The 23,106-nt window shown below is 64.7% G+C and carries 21 protein-coding genes; 11 read left to right on the top strand and 10 right to left on the bottom strand.

Features of this window, described 5'->3' with window-relative positions; translation table 11 throughout:
• Positions 1-17 precede the first annotated feature (17 nt).
• Together AC0L3P_RS12805 and AC0L3P_RS12800 are read right to left on the bottom strand one after the other, a co-directional pair.
• A complete protein-coding gene (locus AC0L3P_RS12805; protein WP_106946928.1) occupies positions 18-290 on the bottom strand; it encodes a hypothetical protein in 273 nt (90 codons plus the stop codon).
• A gap of 128 nt (positions 291-418) precedes the next feature.
• Positions 419-3,109 carry a flavin-containing monooxygenase gene (locus AC0L3P_RS12800; RefSeq protein ID WP_473302127.1) on the bottom strand — a complete coding sequence of 897 codons (2,691 nt, stop codon included), beginning with the start codon at positions 3,107-3,109 and terminating at the stop codon, positions 419-421.
• 226 nt (positions 3,110-3,335) lie between these two features.
• On the opposite strand from AC0L3P_RS12800, the gene AC0L3P_RS12795 reads away from it, so the two are divergent.
• Complete coding sequence (locus tag AC0L3P_RS12795) at positions 3,336-3,545, top strand: hypothetical protein (protein ID WP_275173525.1); 210 nt, start codon at positions 3,336-3,338, stop codon at positions 3,543-3,545.
• An 80-nt stretch (positions 3,546-3,625) separates the two neighbouring features.
• Positions 3,626-5,083, top strand: coding sequence for a carboxylesterase/lipase family protein (locus AC0L3P_RS12790; RefSeq protein WP_473302126.1), 1,458 nt, complete (start codon positions 3,626-3,628; stop codon positions 5,081-5,083).
• A gap of 17 nt (positions 5,084-5,100) precedes the next feature.
• Here AC0L3P_RS12790 and AC0L3P_RS12785 read toward each other — a convergent pair whose 3' ends face one another.
• Positions 5,101-5,280: a hypothetical protein gene (locus AC0L3P_RS12785; RefSeq protein WP_027519499.1), complete on the bottom strand. Its 180-nt coding sequence runs from the start codon at positions 5,278-5,280 to the stop codon at positions 5,101-5,103.
• Between the two features lie 158 nt (positions 5,281-5,438).
• On the opposite strand from AC0L3P_RS12785, the gene AC0L3P_RS12780 reads away from it, so the two are divergent.
• Positions 5,439-6,236, top strand: a complete 798-nt coding sequence (locus AC0L3P_RS12780) for a DODA-type extradiol aromatic ring-opening family dioxygenase (protein WP_473302125.1) — start codon at positions 5,439-5,441, stop codon at positions 6,234-6,236.
• 157 nt (positions 6,237-6,393) lie between these two features.
• Here AC0L3P_RS12780 and AC0L3P_RS12775 read toward each other — a convergent pair whose 3' ends face one another.
• The 3 genes from AC0L3P_RS12775 to glgC are packed head-to-tail and all read right to left on the bottom strand — an operon-like array spanning position 6,394 to position 9,405.
• Positions 6,394-6,654, bottom strand: a complete 261-nt coding sequence (locus AC0L3P_RS12775) for a SemiSWEET transporter (RefSeq protein ID WP_473302124.1) — start codon at positions 6,652-6,654, stop codon at positions 6,394-6,396.
• Between the two features lie 37 nt (positions 6,655-6,691).
• A complete protein-coding gene (gene glgA, locus AC0L3P_RS12770) occupies positions 6,692-8,146 on the bottom strand; it encodes a glycogen synthase GlgA (protein WP_473302123.1) in 1,455 nt (484 codons plus the stop codon).
• Entirely contained in the window at positions 8,143-9,405 is a 1,263-nt protein-coding gene (gene glgC, locus AC0L3P_RS12765) for a glucose-1-phosphate adenylyltransferase (RefSeq protein ID WP_473302122.1), read from the bottom strand. Before glgC ends, glgA begins: the two co-directional genes overlap by 4 nt.
• A gap of 344 nt (positions 9,406-9,749) precedes the next feature.
• On the opposite strand from glgC, the gene AC0L3P_RS12760 reads away from it, so the two are divergent.
• Entirely contained in the window at positions 9,750-10,220 is a 471-nt protein-coding gene (locus AC0L3P_RS12760) for a hypothetical protein (RefSeq protein ID WP_275173550.1), read from the top strand.
• A gap of 204 nt (positions 10,221-10,424) precedes the next feature.
• On the opposite strand, the gene AC0L3P_RS12755 is transcribed toward AC0L3P_RS12760, so the two are convergent.
• A complete protein-coding gene (locus AC0L3P_RS12755; protein WP_275173551.1) occupies positions 10,425-10,604 on the bottom strand; it encodes a hypothetical protein in 180 nt (59 codons plus the stop codon).
• Positions 10,605-10,776: 172 nt separating this feature from the next.
• On the opposite strand from AC0L3P_RS12755, the gene AC0L3P_RS12750 reads away from it, so the two are divergent.
• A complete protein-coding gene (locus tag AC0L3P_RS12750; protein WP_473302121.1) occupies positions 10,777-13,875 on the top strand; it encodes an ATP-binding protein in 3,099 nt (1,032 codons plus the stop codon).
• Between the two features lie 5 nt (positions 13,876-13,880).
• On the opposite strand, the gene AC0L3P_RS12745 is transcribed toward AC0L3P_RS12750, so the two are convergent.
• The 3 genes from AC0L3P_RS12745 to AC0L3P_RS12735 all read right to left on the bottom strand — a co-directional run bounded on the left by AC0L3P_RS12745 (position 13,881) and on the right by AC0L3P_RS12735 (position 16,678).
• Entirely contained in the window at positions 13,881-14,975 is a 1,095-nt protein-coding gene (locus tag AC0L3P_RS12745) for a catalase family protein (protein WP_354060741.1), read from the bottom strand.
• 382 nt (positions 14,976-15,357) lie between these two features.
• The gene (locus AC0L3P_RS12740) at positions 15,358-16,338 is read right to left on the bottom strand and encodes an ABC transporter substrate-binding protein (RefSeq protein ID WP_473302120.1); all 981 of its coding nucleotides are present in this window, start codon (positions 16,336-16,338) and stop codon (positions 15,358-15,360) included.
• A gap of 130 nt (positions 16,339-16,468) precedes the next feature.
• Positions 16,469-16,678 (bottom strand): hypothetical protein, encoded by a 210-nt coding sequence (locus AC0L3P_RS12735; RefSeq protein ID WP_473302119.1) that lies wholly within the window; start codon positions 16,676-16,678, stop codon positions 16,469-16,471.
• Positions 16,679-16,814: 136 nt separating this feature from the next.
• Between AC0L3P_RS12735 and AC0L3P_RS12730 the strand changes: the two genes are divergently transcribed.
• Genes AC0L3P_RS12730 through AC0L3P_RS12705 form a run of 6 tightly spaced genes read left to right on the top strand, consistent with a single transcriptional unit; the run spans position 16,815 to position 22,943 of the window.
• Positions 16,815-17,918 carry an ABC transporter substrate-binding protein gene (locus tag AC0L3P_RS12730; protein WP_473302118.1) on the top strand — a complete coding sequence of 368 codons (1,104 nt, stop codon included), beginning with the start codon at positions 16,815-16,817 and terminating at the stop codon, positions 17,916-17,918.
• Positions 17,896-18,918: an ABC transporter permease gene (locus AC0L3P_RS12725; protein ID WP_473302115.1), complete on the top strand. Its 1,023-nt coding sequence runs from the start codon at positions 17,896-17,898 to the stop codon at positions 18,916-18,918. The genes AC0L3P_RS12730 and AC0L3P_RS12725 overlap by 23 nt, the downstream gene beginning before the upstream one ends.
• Positions 18,912-19,712, top strand: coding sequence for an ABC transporter ATP-binding protein (locus AC0L3P_RS12720; protein WP_473302113.1), 801 nt, complete (start codon positions 18,912-18,914; stop codon positions 19,710-19,712). Before AC0L3P_RS12725 ends, AC0L3P_RS12720 begins: the two co-directional genes overlap by 7 nt.
• Positions 19,706-20,878: an acyl-CoA dehydrogenase family protein gene (locus AC0L3P_RS12715; RefSeq protein ID WP_473302111.1), complete on the top strand. Its 1,173-nt coding sequence runs from the start codon at positions 19,706-19,708 to the stop codon at positions 20,876-20,878. Before AC0L3P_RS12720 ends, AC0L3P_RS12715 begins: the two co-directional genes overlap by 7 nt.
• 29 nt (positions 20,879-20,907) lie before the next feature.
• A complete protein-coding gene (locus tag AC0L3P_RS12710) occupies positions 20,908-22,008 on the top strand; it encodes an LLM class flavin-dependent oxidoreductase (protein WP_473302109.1) in 1,101 nt (366 codons plus the stop codon).
• Positions 22,005-22,943: an ABC transporter substrate-binding protein gene (locus tag AC0L3P_RS12705; protein WP_354208907.1), complete on the top strand. Its 939-nt coding sequence runs from the start codon at positions 22,005-22,007 to the stop codon at positions 22,941-22,943. Before AC0L3P_RS12710 ends, AC0L3P_RS12705 begins: the two co-directional genes overlap by 4 nt.
• Positions 22,944-23,106 lie beyond the last annotated feature (163 nt).

Below are 23,106 nucleotides of genomic sequence, written 5' to 3'. Positions count from 1 at the left end.
GGTGCTTTCTGCGGGGATCAGAGAAATTCGCGCAGCCGCGCCAGCTCGGTGATGTGCTCAGGCGAGAGGATGTCCGTCACCAGCGGCGGCTGCGCGATCGTGCGGATCTCATAGAGATGCCTGGTCGCCGCCGGCTTCGCCATGAACGCCGAGATGCATTCGTCGAGCGTGCCCTCGATCACCTGGTAGGACGCCCTGTCCGATCGCCGCTGGTTCGCAAGCGATGGCCATTTATGCAGCACCGCCAGGACACCAAAATCGACCTTTGAATCCTCAACCACGTCCCCCATCGTTCCGCCTCACGCAAAAAGAACCCCGGCACACAAGCCTGCGTGCCGGGGCCTACACCCATTACTGCATCTCAATGCCACAGCACCAAACGCGATGATCGGGAAATAGTTCCCGCCAATATTCGCTTTCAGCTCGCGGCCGCCGCGATCCTGTGCCCCGGGCTGGTACGAACCTGGCTGTGATCGTCGCCGCGGCTGACCTCCGGTGGCAACCCGGCGAAGCGCCGCAAGGCCTCGGCCATCTGCACCCGGCCCGGCGCGCCGGTGATGATCACGTCCACCATCGTGAAGGACGAATGGAAATGGCCGCGCGCCCTCAGCTGCTCGACCGGGACGCCGGCGGCCGCCATCGCCTCGGCATAGGCGATGCCTTCGTCGCGCAGGGGGTCGAATTCGCAGGTGACGACGAAGGCCGGCGGCAGGCCTGCGACCTTGCCGCGGAGCGGCGAGACGCGCGGATCGGTGCGGTCGGTCGGCGAGCAATAGAGGTCCCAGAACCAGTACATCAGCGAGCGGGTCAGGAAATAGCCGGTCGCATTGTCGTTGTAGGAGGGGCGGTCGAAGGTGCAGTCGGTGACCGGGCAGATCAGGAGCTGACCCGCAATATCCGGCCCGCCGCGATCGCGTGCAAGCTGACAGGTGACGGCGGCGATGTTGCCGCCGGCACTCCAGCCCGCGACCAGCACCGGGCCCGGCCTGCCGCCGAGCTCGGCGGTGTGCTCGGCAATCCAGCGCGTCGCCGCATAGCCGTCTTCGGCCGCGGCCGGGAAACGATGCTCGGGCGCATGACGATAGCCGACGCTGACGAGCATCATGCCGGTCCGCCGTACCATGTCGCGGCAGAACGGTTCGTCCGATTGCTCGTCGCCGAGCACCCAGCCGCCACCGTGGAAATAGACCACGACCGGATGCGGTCCCGGCGTTGTCGGCCGGTACACCCGGTAAGGCAGGGGACCGTCGGCGCCGGGCAGAGTGCCGTCGATGATGTCGCCGATCGGCCGTCCCGCCGGGCGGCCCTTGTTGAACTCGTCGACGAAGGCGCGAGCGCCGAGCGCGCCCATCGACTCGATCTGTGGGAGATTCAGCGACGCCAACAGGTTCAGCACCAGCCGCACATCCGGCTGCAGGCGCACCACCTCGCCGTCATTGCATTGCGCGGCGACATCGGGGCCGGTCAGCTTGAAGCCGAGCATGCCGCGGCTGACCACCTCGTCACAGATGCTGCGATAGGGACCGACGCCGCCGGTGTAGGGCATCAGGCCCTGCACCTTGCCGGGCACGTTGGCGCCCGTGTACCAGGTGTTGGCGAGCCGGTGCAGCGTCACCATCGAGCAGTCGGCCATGTGCCTGTTCCAGCCGGCCTGCGCCGTCTCGGTCGGCTCGATCGTGGTGAAGCCGGCGTCGCGCAATGCCTTGAGCCGGTCGACGACCCAGTCGACATGCTGCTCGATCGACACCGCCATGTTCGACAGCACCGACGGGCTGCCGGGCCCGGTGATCATGAAGAAGTTCGGGAAGCCCTCGACCGTGAGCCCGAGATAGGTCTGCGGCCCCTGCGCCCAGACGTCGGTGAGCGATCTGCCGCCACGTCCGGTGATCGGATGCACGGCGCGGATCGCGCCGGTCATGGCGTCGAAGCCGGTCGCGAACACGATCACGTCGACGTCGACGCTGCGCTTGGCCGTGGTGATCCCACTTGTGGTGATCGTCTTGATCGGCTCCTGGCGCAGATTGACCAGCGTGACGTTCGGCCGGTTGTAGGTCGCGTAATAGTTCGTATCGAGGCAGGGGCGTTTGGCGCCGAACGGATGATCGTCCGGCATCAGCGCCGCGGCGGTCTCGGGGTCTTTGACGGCGGCGCGGATCTTCTCGCGGATCAGGTCCTGGATGATCTTGTTGCCGTCGATGTCGACCGCCTGGTCGGCCCAGAGCTGGGTCAGGATGTGGACGAGGTCGCCGGCCGCCCAGGCGCGTTCGAACCGCTCACGGCGCTCGGCATCGCTTAATTGCCAGCTTACGACCGTTTGCTGCGGATAGGGGACGCCGGCCATCGACTGGCGCGCCTGCTCGCGATAGGCCGCGCGGTCGCCTTGCAGCAGGCTCATGCGATCGGAAGGCGCAGGGCCGTTATGCGCCGGCAATGCGAAATTCGGCGTGCGCTGGAACACGGTCAGGTGTGCGGCCTGCTCGGCGATCAGCGGGATCGACTGAATGGCCGACGATCCCGTGCCGATCACCGCGACGCGCTTGCCGGCGAGATCGACGCCGTCATGCGGCCAGCGTCCGGTGAAATAGACCTCGCCGCCAAAATCCTTCACGCCGTCGATCTCCGGCGGCTTCGGCGCCGAGAGACAGCCGGTGGCCATGATGTAATGGCGGCAGGAGACCGGCGCGCCATTGTCGGTGGTGAGCTGCCAGCGTTCGGTCGCCTCGTCCCATTTCGCTTCCGTGACCTTGGTCTTGAAGCGGATGTCACGCCTGAGATCGTAACCGTCGGCGACGAAGCCGAGATAGCGCAGGATCTCGGGCTGGGTCGCGTATTTCTCCGACCAGGCCCAGGCGGTTTCGAGATCCGGATCGAAGGTGTAGCTGTAGTCGATAGTCTGGATATCGCAGCGCGCGCCGGGATATCGGTTCCAGTACCAGGTGCCGCCGACGTCGCCGGCTTCTTCGAGGCCGACTGCCGTGAGGCCGGCCTTGCGCAGCCGGTGGAGAAGGTAGAGGCCGGCAAATCCGGCACCAACCACGGCAACGTCGACCTGCTGGCTGGTTCCGCGCCCCGTGTCAGAGGCACGCGCAGCAACCATTGCATCAGGCATGGCATTTCCTCCCGTGTGTTTTGTTTTGCCGGCAGGCTATCGCTGCAGGTTCGGCTTGTCATCACGCCATGTGCAATCTTCGGTAGCCATTTGCGGCGTCATCATGGCCGCGTGAATGTTGCGGCAGCACACGCATCGCGATGCACAAGAGCCGTGATTTCCCGGGCTAATCAGGGTCGATCCATCTGTGTATGCTCTTGTTTTGCCACGCGTGCCGACGGGCGTCATGACAGAGTTGAGTGAGCGGACCAAAGCGAACATGGACGTCGTCCTGGAGGAGACGTGCCGCCAACTGCCGCACGGCGGCGATCACGACAGCCGCAGGTTCATCGCCCAGCGGCTGATCGAGGCGGCGCGGTCCGGTCACACCACGCTCGGTGAACTCGGCATCATCGCACGGCACGCACTGGCGGAGCTTGTCGCCAAGGGGAGCTAGGCGCGGCCGCGACGCTTGCCTCGCAGCGGGCCACGGACATAACCTGCCTAAACCTTTTCGCGCATCGAGATGCTCCGAAGATGCGGTCCGTGTTCGCGCTGTTTGCGACGTCTCTCGTCCTCTGTTGCGCCGGCTCGGCCGCGGCCCAGCCGGTTGGCCAGTTTCCATTTGCGCTGACACGTGAAGGGCAGATGCTTGGCGCCGTCGAAGGCGAAGTGGCCTCGTTCAAGGGGCTGGCCTATGCGGCCGCGCCGATCGGGCCGCTGCGCTGGCGTCCGCCGCAGGCTGCGCCCGAGAGTTCGGAGATGCGCACCGCCTATGCCTATGGCGCGCCGTGTCTTCAGCCGTCGCTGCCGGGATCGAGCGAGGATTGCCTTACGCTGAACGTGTTCCGTCCGTTCGGGGTCGATGGCCCGCTGCCGGTGATGCTGTTCATCCACGGCGGCGCTTTCGTCAGCGGCACCGCGAACGATCCGCTGTTCGACGGTGCGAGGCTCGCCCAAGCTGGCGTCATCGTGGTGACCGTGAATTTTCGCCTCGGCGCGTTCGGCTGGCTCACCGATCCCGCGCTGTCGGAAGACGGCTCCGGCAATTACGGCCTGATGGACCAGATCGCGGCGCTGCATTGGGTCCACGACAACATCGCGGCCTTCGGCGGTGATCCGAACAATGTCACTCTGTTCGGCAGTGGCGCAGGCGCGACCTCGATCGCGCTGCTGATGCTGTCGGCGCAAGCGCGCGCGCTCTTTCAGAAAGCCATTCTGCAATCGATTCCCGGCCGTGCGCGCCTGCGTTCGGCACAAGAGGCCGAGATTGTGGGCCGGCAATTCGTGGCGGCGTTGGGGCGACAGGCCGATTTACGCACAGCCGAGCCGCGAGCTCTGCTTGCCGTCGAAAAACATCTCCTGGAAAAATCGCCGCGCAGCTTCGCGCCGACGATCGACGGAAGTCTGGTGAGCGAGGACGTCGCCGCAGGCTTCGCGGCCGGACATGAGAGCCGCATTCCTCTGATCATCGGCTCGAACGACGACGAGACGGGTTTCGACGAGCTGGATCTCCGGGAGGAGCTGGCGTCGTCAGGTACCACCAGCGATGAACTGCGCAGGCTCTATCCCGACCTCGCCAGACCTTCCGCCCGCGCGGCAAGATTCTACACCGACAGGGTCTTCGCCGAGCCGGTGAGATTGCTGGCGCGGCTGCATGCCGCCAGCGGTGCGCCGACCTTTCGCTATCGCTTCGCCTATGTGCCGGAGGCACGGCGCGCAAATCCCGAAGGCGGTCATGGGCTAGAATTGCAGTTCATCTTCGGCGTCGAAGGTGTGCCCGGTGCAGGCATCTTGTCACGAGGCGATCGCGAGGTCGCAAATCGCATGCGCGCCTACTGGATCAATTTCGCCAAGAGCGGCGATCCCAACGGTGCGGACCTGCCGCATTGGGATGCGGCCGCAGACAGCGATCGCCTGCTGCTGATCACGAACGATCGCATCGCCAGCGGAGACGACCCCTGGTCGGAGCGCCTCGACCGGTTCGGGCGTTAGGGCAGGATGAGTTGGACTTAAGCCGCGAGTTCGACGCGCGGCGCCGGGCTCAGCCGGTCTTCCTCCAGATAATCCATCGCGCCGTCTTTCTCGACGGCGTAGAACTGCTGGCCTTCCTTCGACCTGTAGGCTGCTCGAACGACGCCGCGACGGCCCTTGTCACTGTTGACGACGTCCCCCAACGCAAACTTCTTCATTTCACGTCCCTGGCTGCTGGCCGACTCCTTCGGCCACGCCCGGGATTCTGGGCGGAAAATCGTTAACGTCTTGCTAACCATACGGGTTTGCCTATGCTCGCGACCGATCGCGCGGGCATCTCGCACGCGCTTATTGCCAACGAAACGAGCCTTCACCCATGGTGCGATTTCCGACCTTCTTCCTGTCCCATGGCGGCGGTCCCTGGCCGTTCATGGAGGACAGGCGGGTGCAATATGCGAAGACCGCCGAGGCGTTCGGCCGGCTGCCGCAGCTCTTGCCGGAGAAGCCCAAGGCTGTGCTCGTCATCACAGGACATTGGGAGGCTGACGCCTTCACCGTGTCCACCTCGGCGCATCCGCCGATGGTGTACGACTATCACGGTTTTCCCGAGCACACCTATCACCTCAAATATCCGGCGCCGGGCCGGCCCGAGCTCGCCGCGGAGGTGAAGGCGCTGCTCATTCGCGCGGGCGTCGATTGCCGGGAGGATCCCAACCAGGGTTTCGATCACGGCACCTTCGTGCCGCTCGGGCTGATGTATCCGAACGCCGACATGCCGATCGTGCTGTTGTCGCTGAGATCGAGTTACGATCCGGCCGAGCACATCAAGGTCGGGCAGGCGATTGCCTCGCTGCGGGACGAAGGCATTCTGATCGTCGGCAGCGGGCTCACCTATCACAACATGCGTGGGTTCGGCCGCGCGGAGTCGAAGCCGGTCTCGTATGATTTCGAGGCCTATCTGAACGAGGCGATCAGCAATCCGGACGCGGCGCGCCGCAACGCGATGCTGGTTGACTGGGAGAACGCACCGAGTGCGCGTCTCGCGTATCCGCGTGAGGATCATCTGCTGCCGCTGATGGTGACCGCCGGCGCCGCCGGCAGCGACGCGGGCAAGCGCGTCTTCGTCGACGAGGTCGCGAATGTCGCGATGGCGTCGTATGTGTTCGGTGGGTGATCTTCCTTCTCCCCTTGTGGGAGAAGGTGGCGCGAAGCGCCGGATGAGGGGTTCTTTCTGCGAGTCCAACTGTCGTATGAATTCGCGGAGACAACCCCTCACCCGTCTCGCCGCTTTGCGGCGAGCCACCCTCTCCCACAAGGGGAGAGGGTGATCATCACCCGTATCTCAGCTTCATGAACAGGATGCCGCCGGCGAGCACCATGGTGATGGCGTTTGCGGCGACGAGAGGTGCATCGCCCGACAGCAGGCCGTAGACGAGCCAGAGCGCCAGCCCCAGCACCATGACCAGGAACATGCCGAGCGAAATATCGCCGGTGGAGCGGGTCTTCCACACTTTGATGGCTTGCGGCGCGTAGGCCACGGTGGTGCAGGTCGCGGCGGCAAAGCCGATCAGCTTGATCAAGAACGGGTCCATGGCGGCTCTATAGCATTGATTCGACGATGGTCGCGCCTCAGGCACGCGCCGTCACGAGATCGCGATAGAGTGCGGCATAGTCACCGGCGCGGTTGCGCCAGGACACGTCGGTCGCAAGGCCGCTCAGTTGCAGCCGGCGCCAGGTCAGCTTGTCGTGAAAGGCGATATTGGCCTTGCGCAGCGTGCCGGCGAGGGCATCCGCGGTCACGGGGCCGAACTTGAATCCGGTGGCATCATGGCCCGATTTGTCGGCCTCGCCGATATCGACGATGGTATCCTCGAGGCCACCGACGCGCGAGACGATGGGGACGGCGCCGTAGCGTAGCGCGCAGAGCTGGGTCAGGCCGCACGGCTCGAACCGCGACGGCACGATGAGCGCGTCCGAGCCGGCCTGGATCAGATGCGCCATGATCTCGTCATAACCGATCACGACCCCGATCCGGCCAGGGTTCGCGCGCGCAACGGCCAGATAGCGATCCTGCAGATCGCGGTCGCCGCTGCCGAGCAGCGCGAGCTGCATGCCTTCGCGCAAAATGGTCGGAATGGCCTCGAGCAGGAGATCGAGCCCCTTCTGCCAGGACAGGCGACTGATGACGCCGAGCAACGGCGCTTCGTCCGAGGAATCCAGATTGAACTGTTGCTGGAGCACCGCCTTGTTCGCGGCCCGATGTGTGAGGTCCTCCGCGCCGAAGCGGTAGGCGATGTGCGGATCTTCTTGCGGATTCCAAACGGATACATCGATGCCGTTGAGGATGCCGCTCAGCACGTTGGCGCGGGCGCGAAGCAGACCGCCGAACCCCATGCCGCCCTCGTCGCTCTGGATCTCCTGCGCATAGGTCGGCGACACCGTGGTGATGCGATCGGCGAATTGCAGGCCGGCCTTCAAAAAACTGATGCCGCCGAAATATTCGAGGTCATTGACGCCGTAGGCGCGCCACGGCAGGCCAATCGAACCGATCAGCTCGGGCGCGAACTTGCCCTGATAGGCCATGTTGTGGATGGTCATCACGGTGGCGGGCCGCGGCCGGTTGTCGTAGTGCAGATAGGCCGGCGCGAGCCCGGCCTGCCAGTCATGGGCATGCACCACGTCGGGCACGAAGGCGGGAACGAGGCCGTGGCCGAGATCGGCCGCGATGCGCGACAGCGCGGCGAACCGCACGCCATTGTCCGGCCAGTCCAAGCCTTCGGGCGTCACGTAGGGGTTGCCAGGCCTTGCGTAGAGATGCGGCACGTCGAGCACGAACAGATCGAGGCCGTCATGCGAGCCGGCGAGCAGACGGCCGGGTCCGCCGAAATAATCCGGCCAGCGCCGGATTTCGTCGGCTCCCCCCAGCACCCGCATCACGTCGGGATAGCCCGGCATCAAGGTGCGCATCTCGACGCCATGCGCCTTCAGCGCGATCGGCAGCGCGCCCGCGACATCGGCGAGGCCGCCGGTCTTGACGATGGGATAGACTTCAGAGGCGACCGCGAGGACGCGAACAGGCGTCATGTATTGAGCCTGTCGAGCATCGGCTGGGTGATGAGCGAAATGCCCTGCTCGGTGGTGCGGAAGCATCTTGCGTCCAACTCGGGATCCTCGCCGACGACGAGCCCTTCCGGGATCTCGACGCCGCGATCGATCACGACGTTCTTCAGGCGCGCGCCGCGGCCGACATTGACGTAGGGCATGATCACGGCGTTCTCGACATTGGCGTAGGAGTTGACGCGCACGCCGGTGAACAGCAGCGAGCGTCGCAGCGAGGCGCCGGAAATAATGCAGCCGCCCGAGACCAGCGAGCTCACGGCCTGGCCGCGCCGGCTCTCCTCGTCGTGGACGAATTTTGCCGGAGGTGTGATTTCCGAATAGGACCAGATCGGCCAGGCGCTGTCGAACAAATCGAGCTCGGGCACCACGTCGGTGAGGTCGATATTGGCGGCCCAATAGGCGTCGACCGTGCCGACGTCGCGCCAATAGGCGCGGGGGTCGCTACCGGAGCGGACGCAGGAGGTCGAGTATTGGTGCGCCATGGCGCGGCCGTTCTTGACGAGATAGGGGATGATGTCCTTGCCGAAATCGTGGTTGGAGTTCGGGTCCTCGGCGTCGCGCTTGAGCTCCTCGAACAGGAATTTCGCGTCGAACACGTAGATGCCCATGCTGGCGAGCGAGACGTCCGGCTTGCCCGGCATCGGCGGCGGATCTTTCGGCTTTTCCAGGAACTCTTTGATCCATCCATTCTCGTCGATATGCATGATGCCGAAGCCGGAAGATTCCTGGCGCGGCATCTCCAGGCAGCCGACGGTGACGTCGGCGCCGCTGTCGACATGCTGGCGCAGCATCACCTCGTAATCCATTTTATAGATGTGATCGCCGGCGAGAACCACGATGAAACGGCAGGCGTGGGATTCGATGATGTCGATGTTCTGGTAGACCGCATCGGCCGTGCCGACATACCACATGTTTTCGGAGACGCGCTGGCTTGCCGGGAGGATGTCGAAGCTCTCGTTGCGCTCGGGACGGAAGAAGTTCCAGCCCATCTGAAGGTGCCGGATCAGGCTGTGGGCCTTGTACTGGGTGGCGACTGCGATGCGACGGATGCCCGAGTTCACCGCGTTCGACAGCGCGAAATCGATGATGCGGGATTTTCCGCCGAAATAGACCGCGGGCTTGGCGCGCCGGTCGGTCAGCTCCAGCAGCCGGCTGCCGCGTCCGCCGGCCAGGACGAACGCCAGCGCCTGACGGGCAAGCGGCTCGGGTCTCGCGGCACTCATGTCATTCTCCCACAACTCTGGCGCTCGCGAGAAGCCTCCCGGCCGCGCACATTGGAACCGATAGTAACGGCACGAATAGTAAATCGGGAAGGTGGTTGTTGGTTGCGAATGCGCCGGAAGCTTAATGCTTTGCCGCGGTGATCGGGCCCCAGGCACCGTCTTGCTGGTGTCACACGCGGCGAAGTGGTCGAGCCCGTCGGGTACCGGTTGATCACAATGGAGGCATGCGTCTTGTGCGGTGCACGCAAAATCGAGGCCGAATTTCTGGCTTTGACCTTGCGCCAGGATGCCCGATCATGGGCTGCGTCCATGTCCAAGCAAAATGTCAGACAGGGAGTAAGACGATGACGATCTGGAAAACGGCAATCGCCTGTTCGCTGGCCGGCGCGGTGATGGCCGGCCAAGTCGAGCGGGCCGCCGCGGGCCCGATGCCGACAAATGTCGCGACCATGAAGGCCGCGGTCGGCGATGATGTCACGCAGGTGTATTGGCGCGGCCGAGGTTTCGGATGGGGTATTGGCGGCCTCGCAGCCGGCGCGATCATCGGCAGCGCCATCGCCAGCAGCGCCTATGGCTACGGCTACTATGGCGGTGGTCCATATTACGGCGGCTACGGATATCCGGGGCCGGCTTACGGCTATGCGCCTGCCTATTATGGCGGCTATGGACCGAGTTACGCCTATGGACCGGGCTACGGTTATGGCGGCTATTACGCGCGTCCGCGCTATTACGGCTATCGCGCCTATCGTCCATATTACGGTCCCCGTTACGGCTACTACCGGCCGTACCGGGCCTATCACCGCGCGTATTGGTGATTGATCAAACGGGCGGACCCGCTCGCCGCAGGTCGACGATGCTGAAAGGGTTTGAGGGCCGCTGTACACAAGCGGCCCGATCGGCTTGCGCGCGTTGAACCCGGTGATGCGGCACGACGAGCCGGCCATGCCCGCCCGCGACAATCCCGATGCAGATCGCGGCGATGATCGCGATCTCGATGCACCATTCGAGCGGTCCCGAGCTCATGGCAGCGCGATGGTGTTGGTAAGATCGAACTCGGACAGGCCCGGGCCGCGGCACGCGAGGTAGATGGCGAGGAGGAAGATGCGGCTGAGGACGGTGACGCCTAATATGACCCTCACGTCGTAATGACGAATGGCAAAAGCGAGAGGCGGGATCGCCAAATGTTTTATAATGCTCATGGCTAACTCCTTGCCAAAATTCAGGCATCGACTGCCTGTCGACTGAAATGACAGCGTGATGAAAAGGCCGTCCGACGCCTTCGGCGTTTCTAAATGGACAGGCCAATGCTAGTGCCGGCGCAGGGCGCAGGTCTTTATCGTGTCCTTACATTTGGCTGAGCTTTCCCTTAAGATGGGGGAGCATCCGGGGGTCGGAGCCGTGCGTACAGACGCGCTTGCCTTTGGTGAATTCCGCCTCGACCGTGCCAACGCGCTATTATGGCGAGGCGGGGAGCGGATCGCGTTGGCGCCGAAGCCATTCGAGGTTCTTTGCCATCTTGTCGGTCGGCCCGGTGAACTCGTCACCAAGGAAGAGTTGCTCGACGCGGTCTGGTCCGATCTGCACGTCAGCGAGTCGAGCCTCGCCGTTGCCGTGAACGCGCTACGCTCGGTGCTCGGCGACGACAGACAATCTCCCAACTACATCGAGACGGTCACGCGGCGCGGCTATCGCTTCATTGCGCCGGTCGCGACCGCCGAATTGCCTGCGATCGAGCGGGCGGCCGAAGAGGAGGCGGCGTCCGCCACGGAGCAGGTGGTCGATCGACGCCGGCACTGGAGGGTCGGGCGCTCTAGGCCACTCGATACGCTGGACGAGGCGTTGCAACTTGCTCGTACCGGACAGCGTCAGGTCGTCTTCATCACCGGCGAGGCCGGGATAGGCAAGACCACCCTCTTGCAAATGACGCTCGACAGGATGAACCACCAGGGACTGAGCGTGCTGCACTGTAGCTGCAACGAGTTGTTCGGCACCCATGAGGCCTTTCTTCCGCTGATCGGAGCGCTGAACGAGTGCTGCCGTCGAACCGATGGAGCATCGCTGCTGACTGCGATACGCGAGCACGCGCCGACCTGGCTCGCGCAAATGCCCGGGTTCCTCGGCGAAGCAGACCGGGCCGCATTCCAGCATGAGGTCTTCGGCGCAACCCGGGAGCGCATGCTGCGGGAATTTGCCGATCTCATGGAGCATCTCGCCGTCAGCCGACCATGGGTGATCATCCTGGAAGATCTGCATTGGAGCGACTTCGCCACCGTGGATGTGCTCTCCCGGCTTGCGCGCCGGGATCGGAGGGCTTCTATCCTCGTGCTGGCCACCTATCGGCCGATGGAAGTCGCTGTCGGCGGACATCCTATCCGTGCGGTTCACCAGGACTTGCGGATTCACGGACACGCCACCGAGCTCGCGCTCGATCGGCTAACCGGCACCGACGTCGAACGCTATCTTTCGCTGCGCTTCAACTCGGCCGAATTTGCCAGAGAGCTGGTCGAGCGCATCTTCGTGCGAACCGGCGGGCATCCTCTGTTCGTGTCGTCTCTGCTCGACCATCTCGTGGCGCAGGGCGCGCTGGTCGAGCACGAATTGGGCTGGCGGCTGGTCAGCGAAGACGCGGCCTCGCATGACAGCATGCCGCGCGATCTCGAAGGAATGATCAAGCAGCAGATCGATCATCTCACCGTGGACGAGCGCTGCCTGCTCGAGGTGGCCAGTGCGGCGGGAGCGGAGTTTTCCGCGCTCCATATCGCCGGTGCGCTGGACCGTCCCGTGCTGGATGTTGAGCAGATGTGCGAAGACCTGGCGCGGACCGATCGCATTATCGTCGTTGCCGGCATGACTGAGTGGCCGAACGGAGGTGTCTCCGGTCGTTATGCGTTCCAGCACGCGCTTTACCAGGAGATCCTCTACCAGCGGCTCGCGCCGGCGCGCCGCATGAAAACCCATGCGCTCCTTGGGGCGGGGCTCGAGCAGGGCTATGGGCCGCAGGCTGGGGAGATCGCCGCCATTATTGCGCGCCACTTCGAACTGGGCCGCAATTTCCCGAAAGCGATGCATTATCTGAGCGCGGCCGCTGAGGGCTCGGCACGAAGGTTCAGCACACGCGAAGCCGCCAACTACCTGTCCCGCGCTTTGGAACTGGTGCCGCATCTGCCGCCGGAGTTTCGGGTGACGACACGTCTGAAGTTGCTGCTTCAGCGCGCCTGGGCCTGGCGGGCCAGTGGGGATTTCCTGAATTCCCTGCAGGATCTCAGCGCAGTCGTCGCGCACGCGGCGGAGAACGGGCACGTGCGCGAAGAGGTGAACGCACTGGTCGATCTCAGCAGATTCTGTCTTTACGTCGATCGACGCCAGAGCCTGCCTGTTGCCGAACAGGCTCTTGTCAAGAGCAGGGCGATCGACGACGCCGCGTTCAGCGCGCTGGTCCAGGGGAACGTAGCCAATTTGAAGCTGATGCTCCGCGGCTGGGATCGCGAAAATGCGGACCTTGCCGAGCGTGCGTCAGCACTGATCACCGGAGAGCAGGATCTGAGCATGCGGCTGCGACGCTGCTCGATGGAGATGGTGCTGGAGTTCCTGCGCGCGAATTATCCGGCCTGCTGCGATGCGACGAGCCGGGGAAAGGAGCTCGCCCGCCTGGTCGGTGACGTCTATCTGTTCGTACTCTACGAATCGGTCGAGGCGTTTGCCCAGATTTATCTCGGCGAATGGGGCCGGGCGCAACGAAACCTCGTCTCCGCGTTGGCCATCTCGGAGCGGAATGCAAATCCGCAGGCCGTCGCGCTGTGTCATCTCGCGATCGGATGGCTGTATTCGGAGGCGGAGGAATATGGCAGCGCGTCACGGCGTGCGGAGGATGCGCTCGGCCCGATGATCGAGGCCAATCCGTTCACCTTCTTCGTCGGCAGGAATTTGCTGGCGCGAGCTTATGTCAGGATGGGCGACCTGGCTCGGGCGCGGCAGCATCTCGATGCGATGGAGCGGCGAATGGAGGTCGATCGGGTGCCGATGGAGTCGCTGGTCATCCCCCATTATCTGCTGACTTGCTGCGACTATTGGATCGCGATCGGCGATCTGGACCGCGCCCAGAGTTCGGCCCGCCAGTTTCATGAGGTGACGAGCGCGGCGCCCGACCGGCCGTTTCTCGCGCTGTGCTACGAGGCCATGGCGAGAATTGCGATCCTGAAGCAGGATGCGCAACTCGCCGGCCAGCATTTGTCGACGGCCATTTCGATCGTCCGCCATGCCAGGTTGCCGCATGCCACGTGGCGGGTTTATCGCACGACAGCGGTGCTCTATGGGAGCCTTGGACAAGCGCAAAGGGCTGCCAAGTGGCGGGGCCGCTCCTGCCAGGTGATCGCATCGCTGGCAGAGACGCTTGATCCCGGCGATCCGCTGCGGTCGGCATCCTTTTTCGACGCAGGCCGGCACACCGGGCCCGACATTGCGGGACGGTGATCGGCTCAATCCGGCAGGTCCGCGATCTCTCGCGGTTCTCCGGGCCGTTGCTTGACCCTGAATTGGTTTTGCTGCTGCCGCAGCGTGCGGGAGGCCCTGTAGGCATCTCTGCGCAACCGCATGATCGAGCCGAGCGGCTGATGCGCGGCGAGACATCGCCATGGGTCGAACGAAAGCACCTCGTCGGAATAGACGCGACGCGCGGGGCTGTCGGCGGTCTGGCGCGGAAGCGTGATCTTGCCGAGTGCTTGCGGCGGCGCAACGTCCTCGGGCCAGTCGATCGAGGCATCTTCGATCGGCGTTCGCTGCAGGTCGGTGCAGAGCTGGGCAAATAATTCGTACTCGGCCGCATTGTCCTTGAAGAAGGCAGCGACGCTGTTCAGCACGGCATCATCGGCATCGTGGCAGGGCTGGCCGGTGAGTTGGCGAACCGAGGCCGAGATCGGCACCAGGCGAAGCCTTGCGATATAATCGCCAAACCGCAATGCTCCCTCCGTGTGAAAGGTTTCTCCGAGAATGTTGCTGCCGGCATCACCGAGCGCTTTCAAGACGATCGGGATCGGAATGCCTGTTCTGTCCGATGCGGCGACCAGCACGCGCGCGAGAAAGCCTATGGGTACGTACGCCAGATCAGGCAGGAACAGGGTGCGCTCGACCTGGTGCTGTGCGCGCATATAGGCCATCGCATCCGCGAAATAGCTGGGGTGATTGACGAGCAGGAGATCCTGGTTCGTCGTATCGTCGTCGCCGAGCGCCTTAGCCCCAGTCACGCCCAGGACCTTGATGGCAAACCCCCGTGGCGAACGTACGCGATCGCTCCTGTTGAATGCAGTGGATAGGCGGACGATGATCGGGAAGTGGCCAGCCTGCTTGAACAGGCCCTGGCGCAGATGATCAGGCAAATCCTCGTAGACGATCAGCTCGCCCCGGAGATAGCCGGCGCCCTTGGCGTGCTGCTGCCGGGTCCCATGCTTCTCGTTGTGAAAAGTGCGGGCGCTCGTCCGCGAGATCGAGGCAACGATCGCCTCGACGGCCGCAGCTTCCTCCGGCTGGATTTGTTCGACGGACGGATCGTAACGAAGATACTGACTGGCTGACATGGCGCTGATCTCCAGCCCGAAGGTCGCCTTCCCATTGCAAGCGTCGACGGCCGCAGGGCGGATCACTGTAAGCCCGTCCAGTCGGGATCGGCAATCCAAGAGCGAGTTGTGATTGCCTGGACAAGCCGCGGGATGAGGCATCCTGTTACCGACGCGATCACACGGTCGATGCTAGGCCAGCGGCGGCTCGTAGGTCCTTATGGGCTCCTTATGTTGTCCTGATCTTTTCCTTAAGGCGGGGCCGACGAACTGCGGCTCTGGCTGGCGTCTAAAGCGACAGCCACACGATCAGGCTCATGCACGCGAAATGCGCGAGTACGATCGCGGCGAGATGCAGCGGGCCGGCCTTGAAGCTAAGCCTGCGCATCCCGCCGCCTCCGGTCTAGTTCGATCCCGCGGCAGCAGCGGTGAAGCTGCGGTCGACGGCTTTGCTGACGTCGAGCTTCTTCGGCAGGATGCCGTAGCGCGTCGAGCGGTCGGAGGCTTCCTGCACCTCCTTCACGACGTTCTCGTCGATCGGAATCGGGCTGGTGCGCTGCGCGGTGTAGGCCGAGAGCAGCACGTCCTCCGGTAACTTGGTCAACTCGGCCGTGCTCTTGGCATATTCGCCGAGATGATCCAGCGACCACAGCCGCGCCTTGTTCAGCCGCTGCACGAGGTCCTGCACCGCCGCGCGCTTGCTGGCGATGGCGTTGTCGGAGGCGACGATAAAGGTGATGGTCGGCGTCAGGCCCTCACCATCGGCGATGACGCGGGCCTTGTCCTTGAGCGTCGCGAACGAGACGTAGGGCTCCCACACCGCCCAGGCGTCGATCGAGCCCGCGACCAGCGCGATCTTGGCGTCGACCGGGCCGAGCGGCGCGAACGTCGCGTCCTCCAGCCTGATCTGCGCCTTCTCCAGCGTGGCGTCGATCAGGAATTGGCCCCAGCCGCCGCGCGTGCCGGCGAGGCGTTTTCCCTTGAGGTCGGCGGCGGATTTGATCGGCGCATCCTGGCGCACGAGAATGGCTTGTGTCTTCGCATCCGACCTGGTGCCGCCAATCGCCTTGATCGGCGCGCCGGCCGCATAGACGGAAAGGAACGAGAGGTCGCCGGTGTAGCCGACATCGAGGGCGCCGGCGTTGAGCGCTTCGAGGATTGGAGCTGCCGCGGGGAATTCCGACCACTCGATCTTGTAGGGCAGATCCTTGGCGTAGCCCGAGATCTCGAGCAGCGAACGATTGCCGCCCTTCTGGTCGCCGACCCGCAGCACGACTGCATCGGCTGCGAACGAGGCCGCGGCCGTCGACAGGGTGATGGCGGCGGCAAGCAGCGATGCCGCGAGTCGGCGCGTGATGGAATGATCGAGGGAGTTGATGCTCATGTGGCCTGTCTTGTTGCTTTGCCCACGACGCGTGGGCGAACGATGCAGCGAGACGATCAAGTCTATGGTCGCGTGATGCGCGGTCAATGAAATGGCTAACCGTATTGCGCGCGTGATCGGCAAGTACGTTTCAGCTAAGCGCTGATTTCGAGAACGTGCGGTATGCGCCGCTGATGCTGCACACAAATGAAGCAGCAGAGGGAGTCGCGCCGGCCTCGGTAAACCGATGCATCGGCGGAAATCCTTTCATCGTCCTTGCACGCACCGATGGAGAGAATGACTTCGCTTCGCGCCACATTCGAAATTCCATTTCATTGACGATGCGGCGAACGCGCCGCATGATTTGTCCGTCGCATCAAGGCGCCGCAGCAGGCGCCGGCGAAAAGATTTTCTCTCGACGCAGCTCCGCACGGAACAGGCGCAACACAAGCCGTTGTGCCGATGGCGGAGCCGTGCCAGCGCAGGAGTGGAGACGGATGAACGACGACGATAAGCACGGCGGATCGCGGCTCGACCGTCGCCATTTGCTCCAGGCGGGGTTAGCTGCGGCATTCGCCGCACCGCTCGGTGCCTTCGGTGCGGCCCAGGCCTTTGCGCCGCGGGCCATCGCGCCCGGCGTCGATCTCTCGGAGTTTCCGCTGTGCCGGACGGCGTCGGATGCGCCCGCGCTCACCGGCGCGCCGCGCAAGCTCAAGCTGTCCTGGAACGCGGGCGCGGTCTGTCTTGCTCCGGTGCCGGTCGCCATCGAGCACGGCTTCTTCCAGAAGCATAATCTCGACATCGAACTGATCAACTATTCCGGTTCGACCGACCAGCTGCTCGAGGCCATCGCGACCGGCAAGAGCGATGCCGGTCTCGGCATGGCGCTGCGGTGGCTGAAGCCGCTGGAGCAGGGCTTTGACGTCAAGATTGCCGCGGGCACCCATGGCGGCTGCATGCGGGTCCTGACGCGCGCCGATTCCAGCGTGAGCAAGCTCGCCGATCTCAAGGGCAAGATCGTCGCCGTCGGCGATCTCGGCGGCCCCGACAAGAATTTCTTCTCCGTTCAGCTCGCCAAGCTCGGTATCGATCCGAACAAGGATGTTGACTGGCGCGCCTATCCCGGCAACCTTCTCAACGTCGCCGTCGAGAAGGGCGAGGTGCAGGCCTTCCTGTCGTCCGATCCGCTGGGTTATCTCTGGCTCAAGGACAGCCAGTACAAGGAGGTCGCCTCCAATCTCGATGGTGAATACCGCGACAAGAGCTGCTGCATCCTCGGCCTGCGCGGCAGTCTGGTGCGCGAGGAGCCGCTGGTCGCGCGCGCCCTGACGCAGGCGCTGCTCGATGCCGCGATGTTCACCGCGCAAAATCCGTCCGTGACAGCCAAATCGTTCCAGCCTTACGCGCCGAAGACGGCGTCACTCGCGGATATCGAGGGCATGGTGCGCTACCACACCCACCATCATCATCCCGTCGGCGAAGTCCTGAAGCGCGAACTCAAGGCCTATGCCGACGATCTCAAGAGCGTGCAGGTGTTCAAGCAGAGCACCGACACGGCCAGATTCGCGGAGCGCATCTATGTCGACGTATTCGCTGTCTGACGGCCTCGCTTCCGGCGCGCCGCGTCTCTCGCGGGCGCCGTGGCTTGCGAGCTGGATCCGGGACTCCGGTGTCGGCATTCTCGCGAGTATGGCGTGGATTGCCTTCGGCCTGTCCTGCCTGTGGTGGGAGGACGTTGGCGACTGGTCGCGGACCCATTCGCTCGGCATCGCCGCGTTTGTCATCGCGGCCATCGCGCTGTTCGGGACCGTCGGTGCCGATTACCTCGGTTCGACGGGCCGGGCCTTGCGTCAGCGCGCGCCGTGGCTCGTCGTGCTCGGCGTTGTCCTGACCCTGTGGGAAGTCGCGACGGCGAAATTCGCGTGGCTGCCATTGCCGTTCTTCCCGCCGCCGCAGTCGATCATCGAGGTCTACACCGACGATCTGCCAAAACTGCTCGACAGTGTGTTCGCCTCGGTCAAGCTCCAGCTCGGCGGCTATCTGATCGGCGCGACGGTCGGGTTCCTGACCGGCGTCTCGATCGGCTGGTCGCGCGCGGTCGGCTACTGGGTGCATCCGGTGCTGCGCTTCATCGGCCCGCTGCCGGCGACCGCCTGGCTGCCGATCGCCTTCTTCACCTTCCCGTCGAGCTGGAGCGCGTCCACCTTTCTGATCGCGCTGGCAACCGGCTTCCCGGTCACTGTGCTGACCTGGTCGGGTGTCGCAAGCGTCAGTAATACCTATTACGACGTCGCGCGGACGCTCGGGGCAAAGCCGTCTTTCCTGGTGCTGAAGGTTGCGATCCCCGCGGCATTGCCGCACGTTTTCGTCGGCCTGTTCATGGGGCTCGGCTCGTCCTTCGCCGTGCTCGTCGTGGCCGAGATGATCGGCGTCAAGGCCGGGCTCGGCTGGTACCTGCAATGGGCGCAGGGCTGGGCCGCCTACGCCAACATGTATGCGGCGCTGATCGTGATGTCGTTGCTCTGCTCCGGCGCGATCACGCTGCTGTTTGCGATCCGCGATCGCCTGCTGGTCTGGCAGAAGGGGACCGTCAAATGGTAGCCGCAACCGCACTGGCTGAAATCGACGCTCACCTGGCCGCCGGTGCCGCGCTCGACATCGAGCAGGTCAGCCATGCCTTCGACATCGACGGCGCCGAGCTGCCGGTGCTCAGCGATGTCAGCATCTCCGTCCAGCCGGGCGAATTCGTTGCGCTGCTCGGCCCCTCCGGCTGCGGCAAGTCCACGCTGCTGCGCCTCGTCGCAGGCCTCGACAAGCCCAGGTCCGGAACGCTGCGCGAGGACGAGGCGCGCATCACGCGACCGCACCCGTCGCGCGTTGTCGTGTTCCAGGATCCGACATTGTTTCCCTGGCGCACGGTCTGGGACAACGTCGCGCTCGGGCTGGAGGCGCAGGGCATCTTGAAGAGCCAGCGTCACCGCGTCGATGCCGCGCTCGATCTCGTCGGGCTATCGTCCTTCCGCAATGCCTATCCGCACCAGCTCTCGGGCGGCATGGCGCAGCGCGTCGCGCTGGCCCGCGCGCTGGTCAATGATCCCAAAATCCTCATTCTCGACGAGCCGCTGGGCAAGCTCGATTCGCTGACCCGCATCACCATGCAGGCCGAGCTGGTCTCGCTGTGGCAGCGCAAGGGTTTTACCACGCTGCTGGTGACGCATGACGCCGAGGAGGCGCTGGTGCTCGCCAACCGCGTCATCGTGTTCAGCGACCGCCCGGCGCGCGTGAAGGCCGACATTCGTGTCGACCGGCCCTATCCGCGCCATCGCGGCGATCCGTATCTCGCGGATCTGCGCCGCCAGATTCTTGGCCTACTGGGATTGGACGCCACATGGTGACTTCGATCGCCAAGGGGCGCGCGGCCCATCACGAGCCCGACTACATCGCACGTGCCGAGGCGCTGGCCGAGGCTTTCGCCGCCCGGGCGGCCGAACACGATCGGATCGGCAGCTTCCCCTTCGAAAACTTTCGCGAGCTGTCCGAGGCAGGCCTGCTGTCTCTGACGGTCCCCGCGGCCCACGGCGGCGCGGGGGCGGGCGCACGCTACGCCGCACGCGTCCTCGGCATCATCGGCAAGGCCGATCCGTCGACCGCGCTGGTGCTGTCGATGCACTACATCAACCATCTGGTGATGGCACGGAGCCCGACCTGGCCGGCAAGGCTGTCGCGCAAGCTTGCGCGCGAGAGCGTCGAGGGCCTCGCGCTCGTCAACGCGCTCCGGGTCGAGTCCGAACTGGGCTCGCCCGCGCGCGGCGGCTTGCCCGCGACCATCGCACGCCGGACCGAAACCGGCTGGCGGCTCTCGGGGCACAAGATCTATTCGACGGGATCGCCGATTCTGAAATGGTATCTGGTCTGGGCGCGGACGGACGAAGCCGAGCCGCGCGTCGGACAGTTCCTGGTGCCGGCGGGCCTGCCGGGCACGCGCATCGTCGAGACCTGGGATCATCATGGCCTGCGCGCCAGCGGCAGCCACGACGTCATCTTCGAGGACGTCGTGATACCCCTCGATGCCGAGATCGATGTGCGCAAGACGGCGGACTGGCGCACACCTGATATCGCCCAGGCGACCGTCCACACGATCTTCGTCGCCGCGATCTATGACGGCGTTGCGCGGGCTGCACGCGACTGGCTGGTCGGGTTCCTAAAGCAGCGGATGCCGGCCAGCCTGGGCGCGCCACTTGCGACCTTGCCGCGCGCGCAGGAGATCCTTGGCGCGATCGAGGCGCGGCTCATCGTCAATGCGCGGCTGATCGCATCCTTTGCCGGTGATTTCGATGACGGTGTCGCGCTTTCCGGGGCCGAGTCCAACGTCATCAAGCTGACCGTCACCAACAACGCCGTCGCCGCGGTCGAGGATGCCTTGTCGCTGACCGGCAATCACGGCCTGTCGCGCGCCAATCCACTGGAGCGGCACTATCGCGATGTCCTGTGCGGTCGCGTGCACACGCCGCAGGACGATTCGACCCGCACCGGCCTCGGCCGTGCCGCATTGGGCCTCTAGCCTGCCGCCAAACATTCAGGGAGAACATCATGTCCGTCGAGTTCATCGGCTTTATCGCCAACAGCAATGCGTCCGAGACCATCGTGCGCCAGGGCCCGGTGCTCGATCCGGTTTATATCGAGACCGTCGCGAAGGCGCATGAGCTCGCGGGTTTCGACCGCGCGCTGCTGGCGTTCCATTCGACCACGCCGGATGCGCTCCAGGTCGCACAGCATGTACTGACCATCACCAAGTCGTTGAAAGTGATGATCGCGCAGCGACCGGGATTTACCGCGCCGACGCTGCTCGCGCGGCAGCTTGCGACACTTGACCAACTCTATGGAGGCCGCGTCTCGCTGCACGTCATCACCGGCGGCAATGCAGCCGAGCTCAGGCAGGACGGCAACACGCTCGACGACAAGGACGAGCGTTACGCCCGCACCAGCGAGTTTCTCGATGTGGTGAAGCTGGAATGGACCAGCGAGAAGCCGTTCAACTACAGCGGAAAGTATTACAACGTCGAGAACGGCTTTTCGCAGGTGAAGCCGCTGCAGAAGGCCGGCATCTACACCTTCGTCGGTGGTGGCTCCGACGCGGCGATCGACGTCGCGGGCAAGCATGCCGACACTTTTGCGCTGTGGGGTGAATCCTATGCGCAGGTGCGCGACGTCACCTCGCGCGTTCACAATGCGGCCGTCAGGCAGGGCCGTCCGACGCCGCGATTCAGCCTCTCGGTGCGGCCGATCATCGCCCCGACCGAGAAGCAGGCCTGGGAAAAGGCGGAAGAGATTCTTGCGCGCGCCACCGCGCTCCAGGACAAGACCGGCTATCGCAAGCCCGCTGACGGCCATGCCACCGCCGGCGCGCGGCGCCTGCTCTCGCTCGCCGACCAGGGCAGCCGGATCGACAAGCGGCTGTGGACCGAGATCGCAAAGCTCACCGGGGCCAACAGCAACACCACCGCACTGGTCGGCACGCCCGAGCAGGTCGCCGAGGTCTTCGGCGACTATTACGACCTCGGCGTCAGCCATTTCCTGATCCGCGGCTTCGATCCCTTGATTGACGCCATCGAATACGGCCGCGAGCTGATCCCGCTGACGCGCGAACTGATCGCCAAGCGCCAGGCGGTTCGCGGCGAGGCGGCGGAATGATCCGCTTCATGCTGGCCGGCGCGCTGCTGTTCGGCTCGTTCGAGCTGGCGGCGGCGCAAACCACCCTGCGCGTCGGCGACCAGAAGGGTAATTCGCAAGCGGTGATGGAAGCGGCGGGCGTGCTCAAGGACGTGCCGTACAAGATCGAGTGGAAGGAGTTTCCCGCGGCTGCGCCGCTGCTCGAAGCGCTCAGCGCTGGCGCGATCGAGACCGGGCTCGTCGGCGACGCACCCTTCACCTTCGCCGCCGCCTCCGGCGCGCCGGTGAAGGCGATCGCCGCGATCCGGCAGACCCGCGAGGGTCTCGCGATCCTCGTGCCCGAGAATTCGCCAATCAAGAGCTTTGCCGATCTGCGGGGCAAGAAGGTCGCGACCGGCCGTGGCTCGATCGGCCATCAACTGATCCTTGCCGCGTTCGAGAAGAACGGTTGGGCTGCGGCCGACGTGCAGATTGCGTTCCTGGCGCCGTCCGATGCCAAGATCGCCTACACGCAAGGCTCCGTCGACGCGTGGTCGACCTGGGAGCCTTATGTCAGCCAGGAGGAGGTGCTGTTCAAGTCGCGCCGTGTCATTACCTCAGAGGGCCTGACGCCGGGGTTGAGCTTTCAGGTCGCGCGGCCCGATGCGATCCGCGACAAGCGCGTGGAGCTGACCGACTTCGTCCGGCGCCTCACCGCGGCGCGGGCGTGGTCGCTGAACAATCTCGACAGCTATGCCGCGACCTGGGGCAGACTAATGAACATCCCGACCGCCGTGCCGCAGAACTGGCTGTCGCGCGCAAAAATCCGGATCGCGCCGATCGATGACGGCGTGGTCGCGGACGAGCAGAGCACGATCGATCTCTATTTTCGCTGGGGCCTGATCAAGCAAAAGCTCGATGCGGCCGAGATCGTGGATCGCTCGTTCTCGGATGCGATTGCGAAGGCGGGGTTGTAGGAACAACTCTCGTGTCCCGGACGCGCTGCTTACCTCTCTCCCCTTGCGGGAGAGGGTCGCGGGGGGCGGGGGGGGGGGGGGGGGGGGGGGGGGGGGGGGGGGGGGAGGGGGGGGGGGAGGGGGGGGGGGGGGGGGGGGGGGGGGGGGGGGGGGGGGGGGGGGG

The sequence above is a fragment of the Bradyrhizobium sp. WSM4874 genome (assembly GCF_055811835.1).
This window is presented reverse-complemented; position numbering and strand designations above follow the sequence as displayed.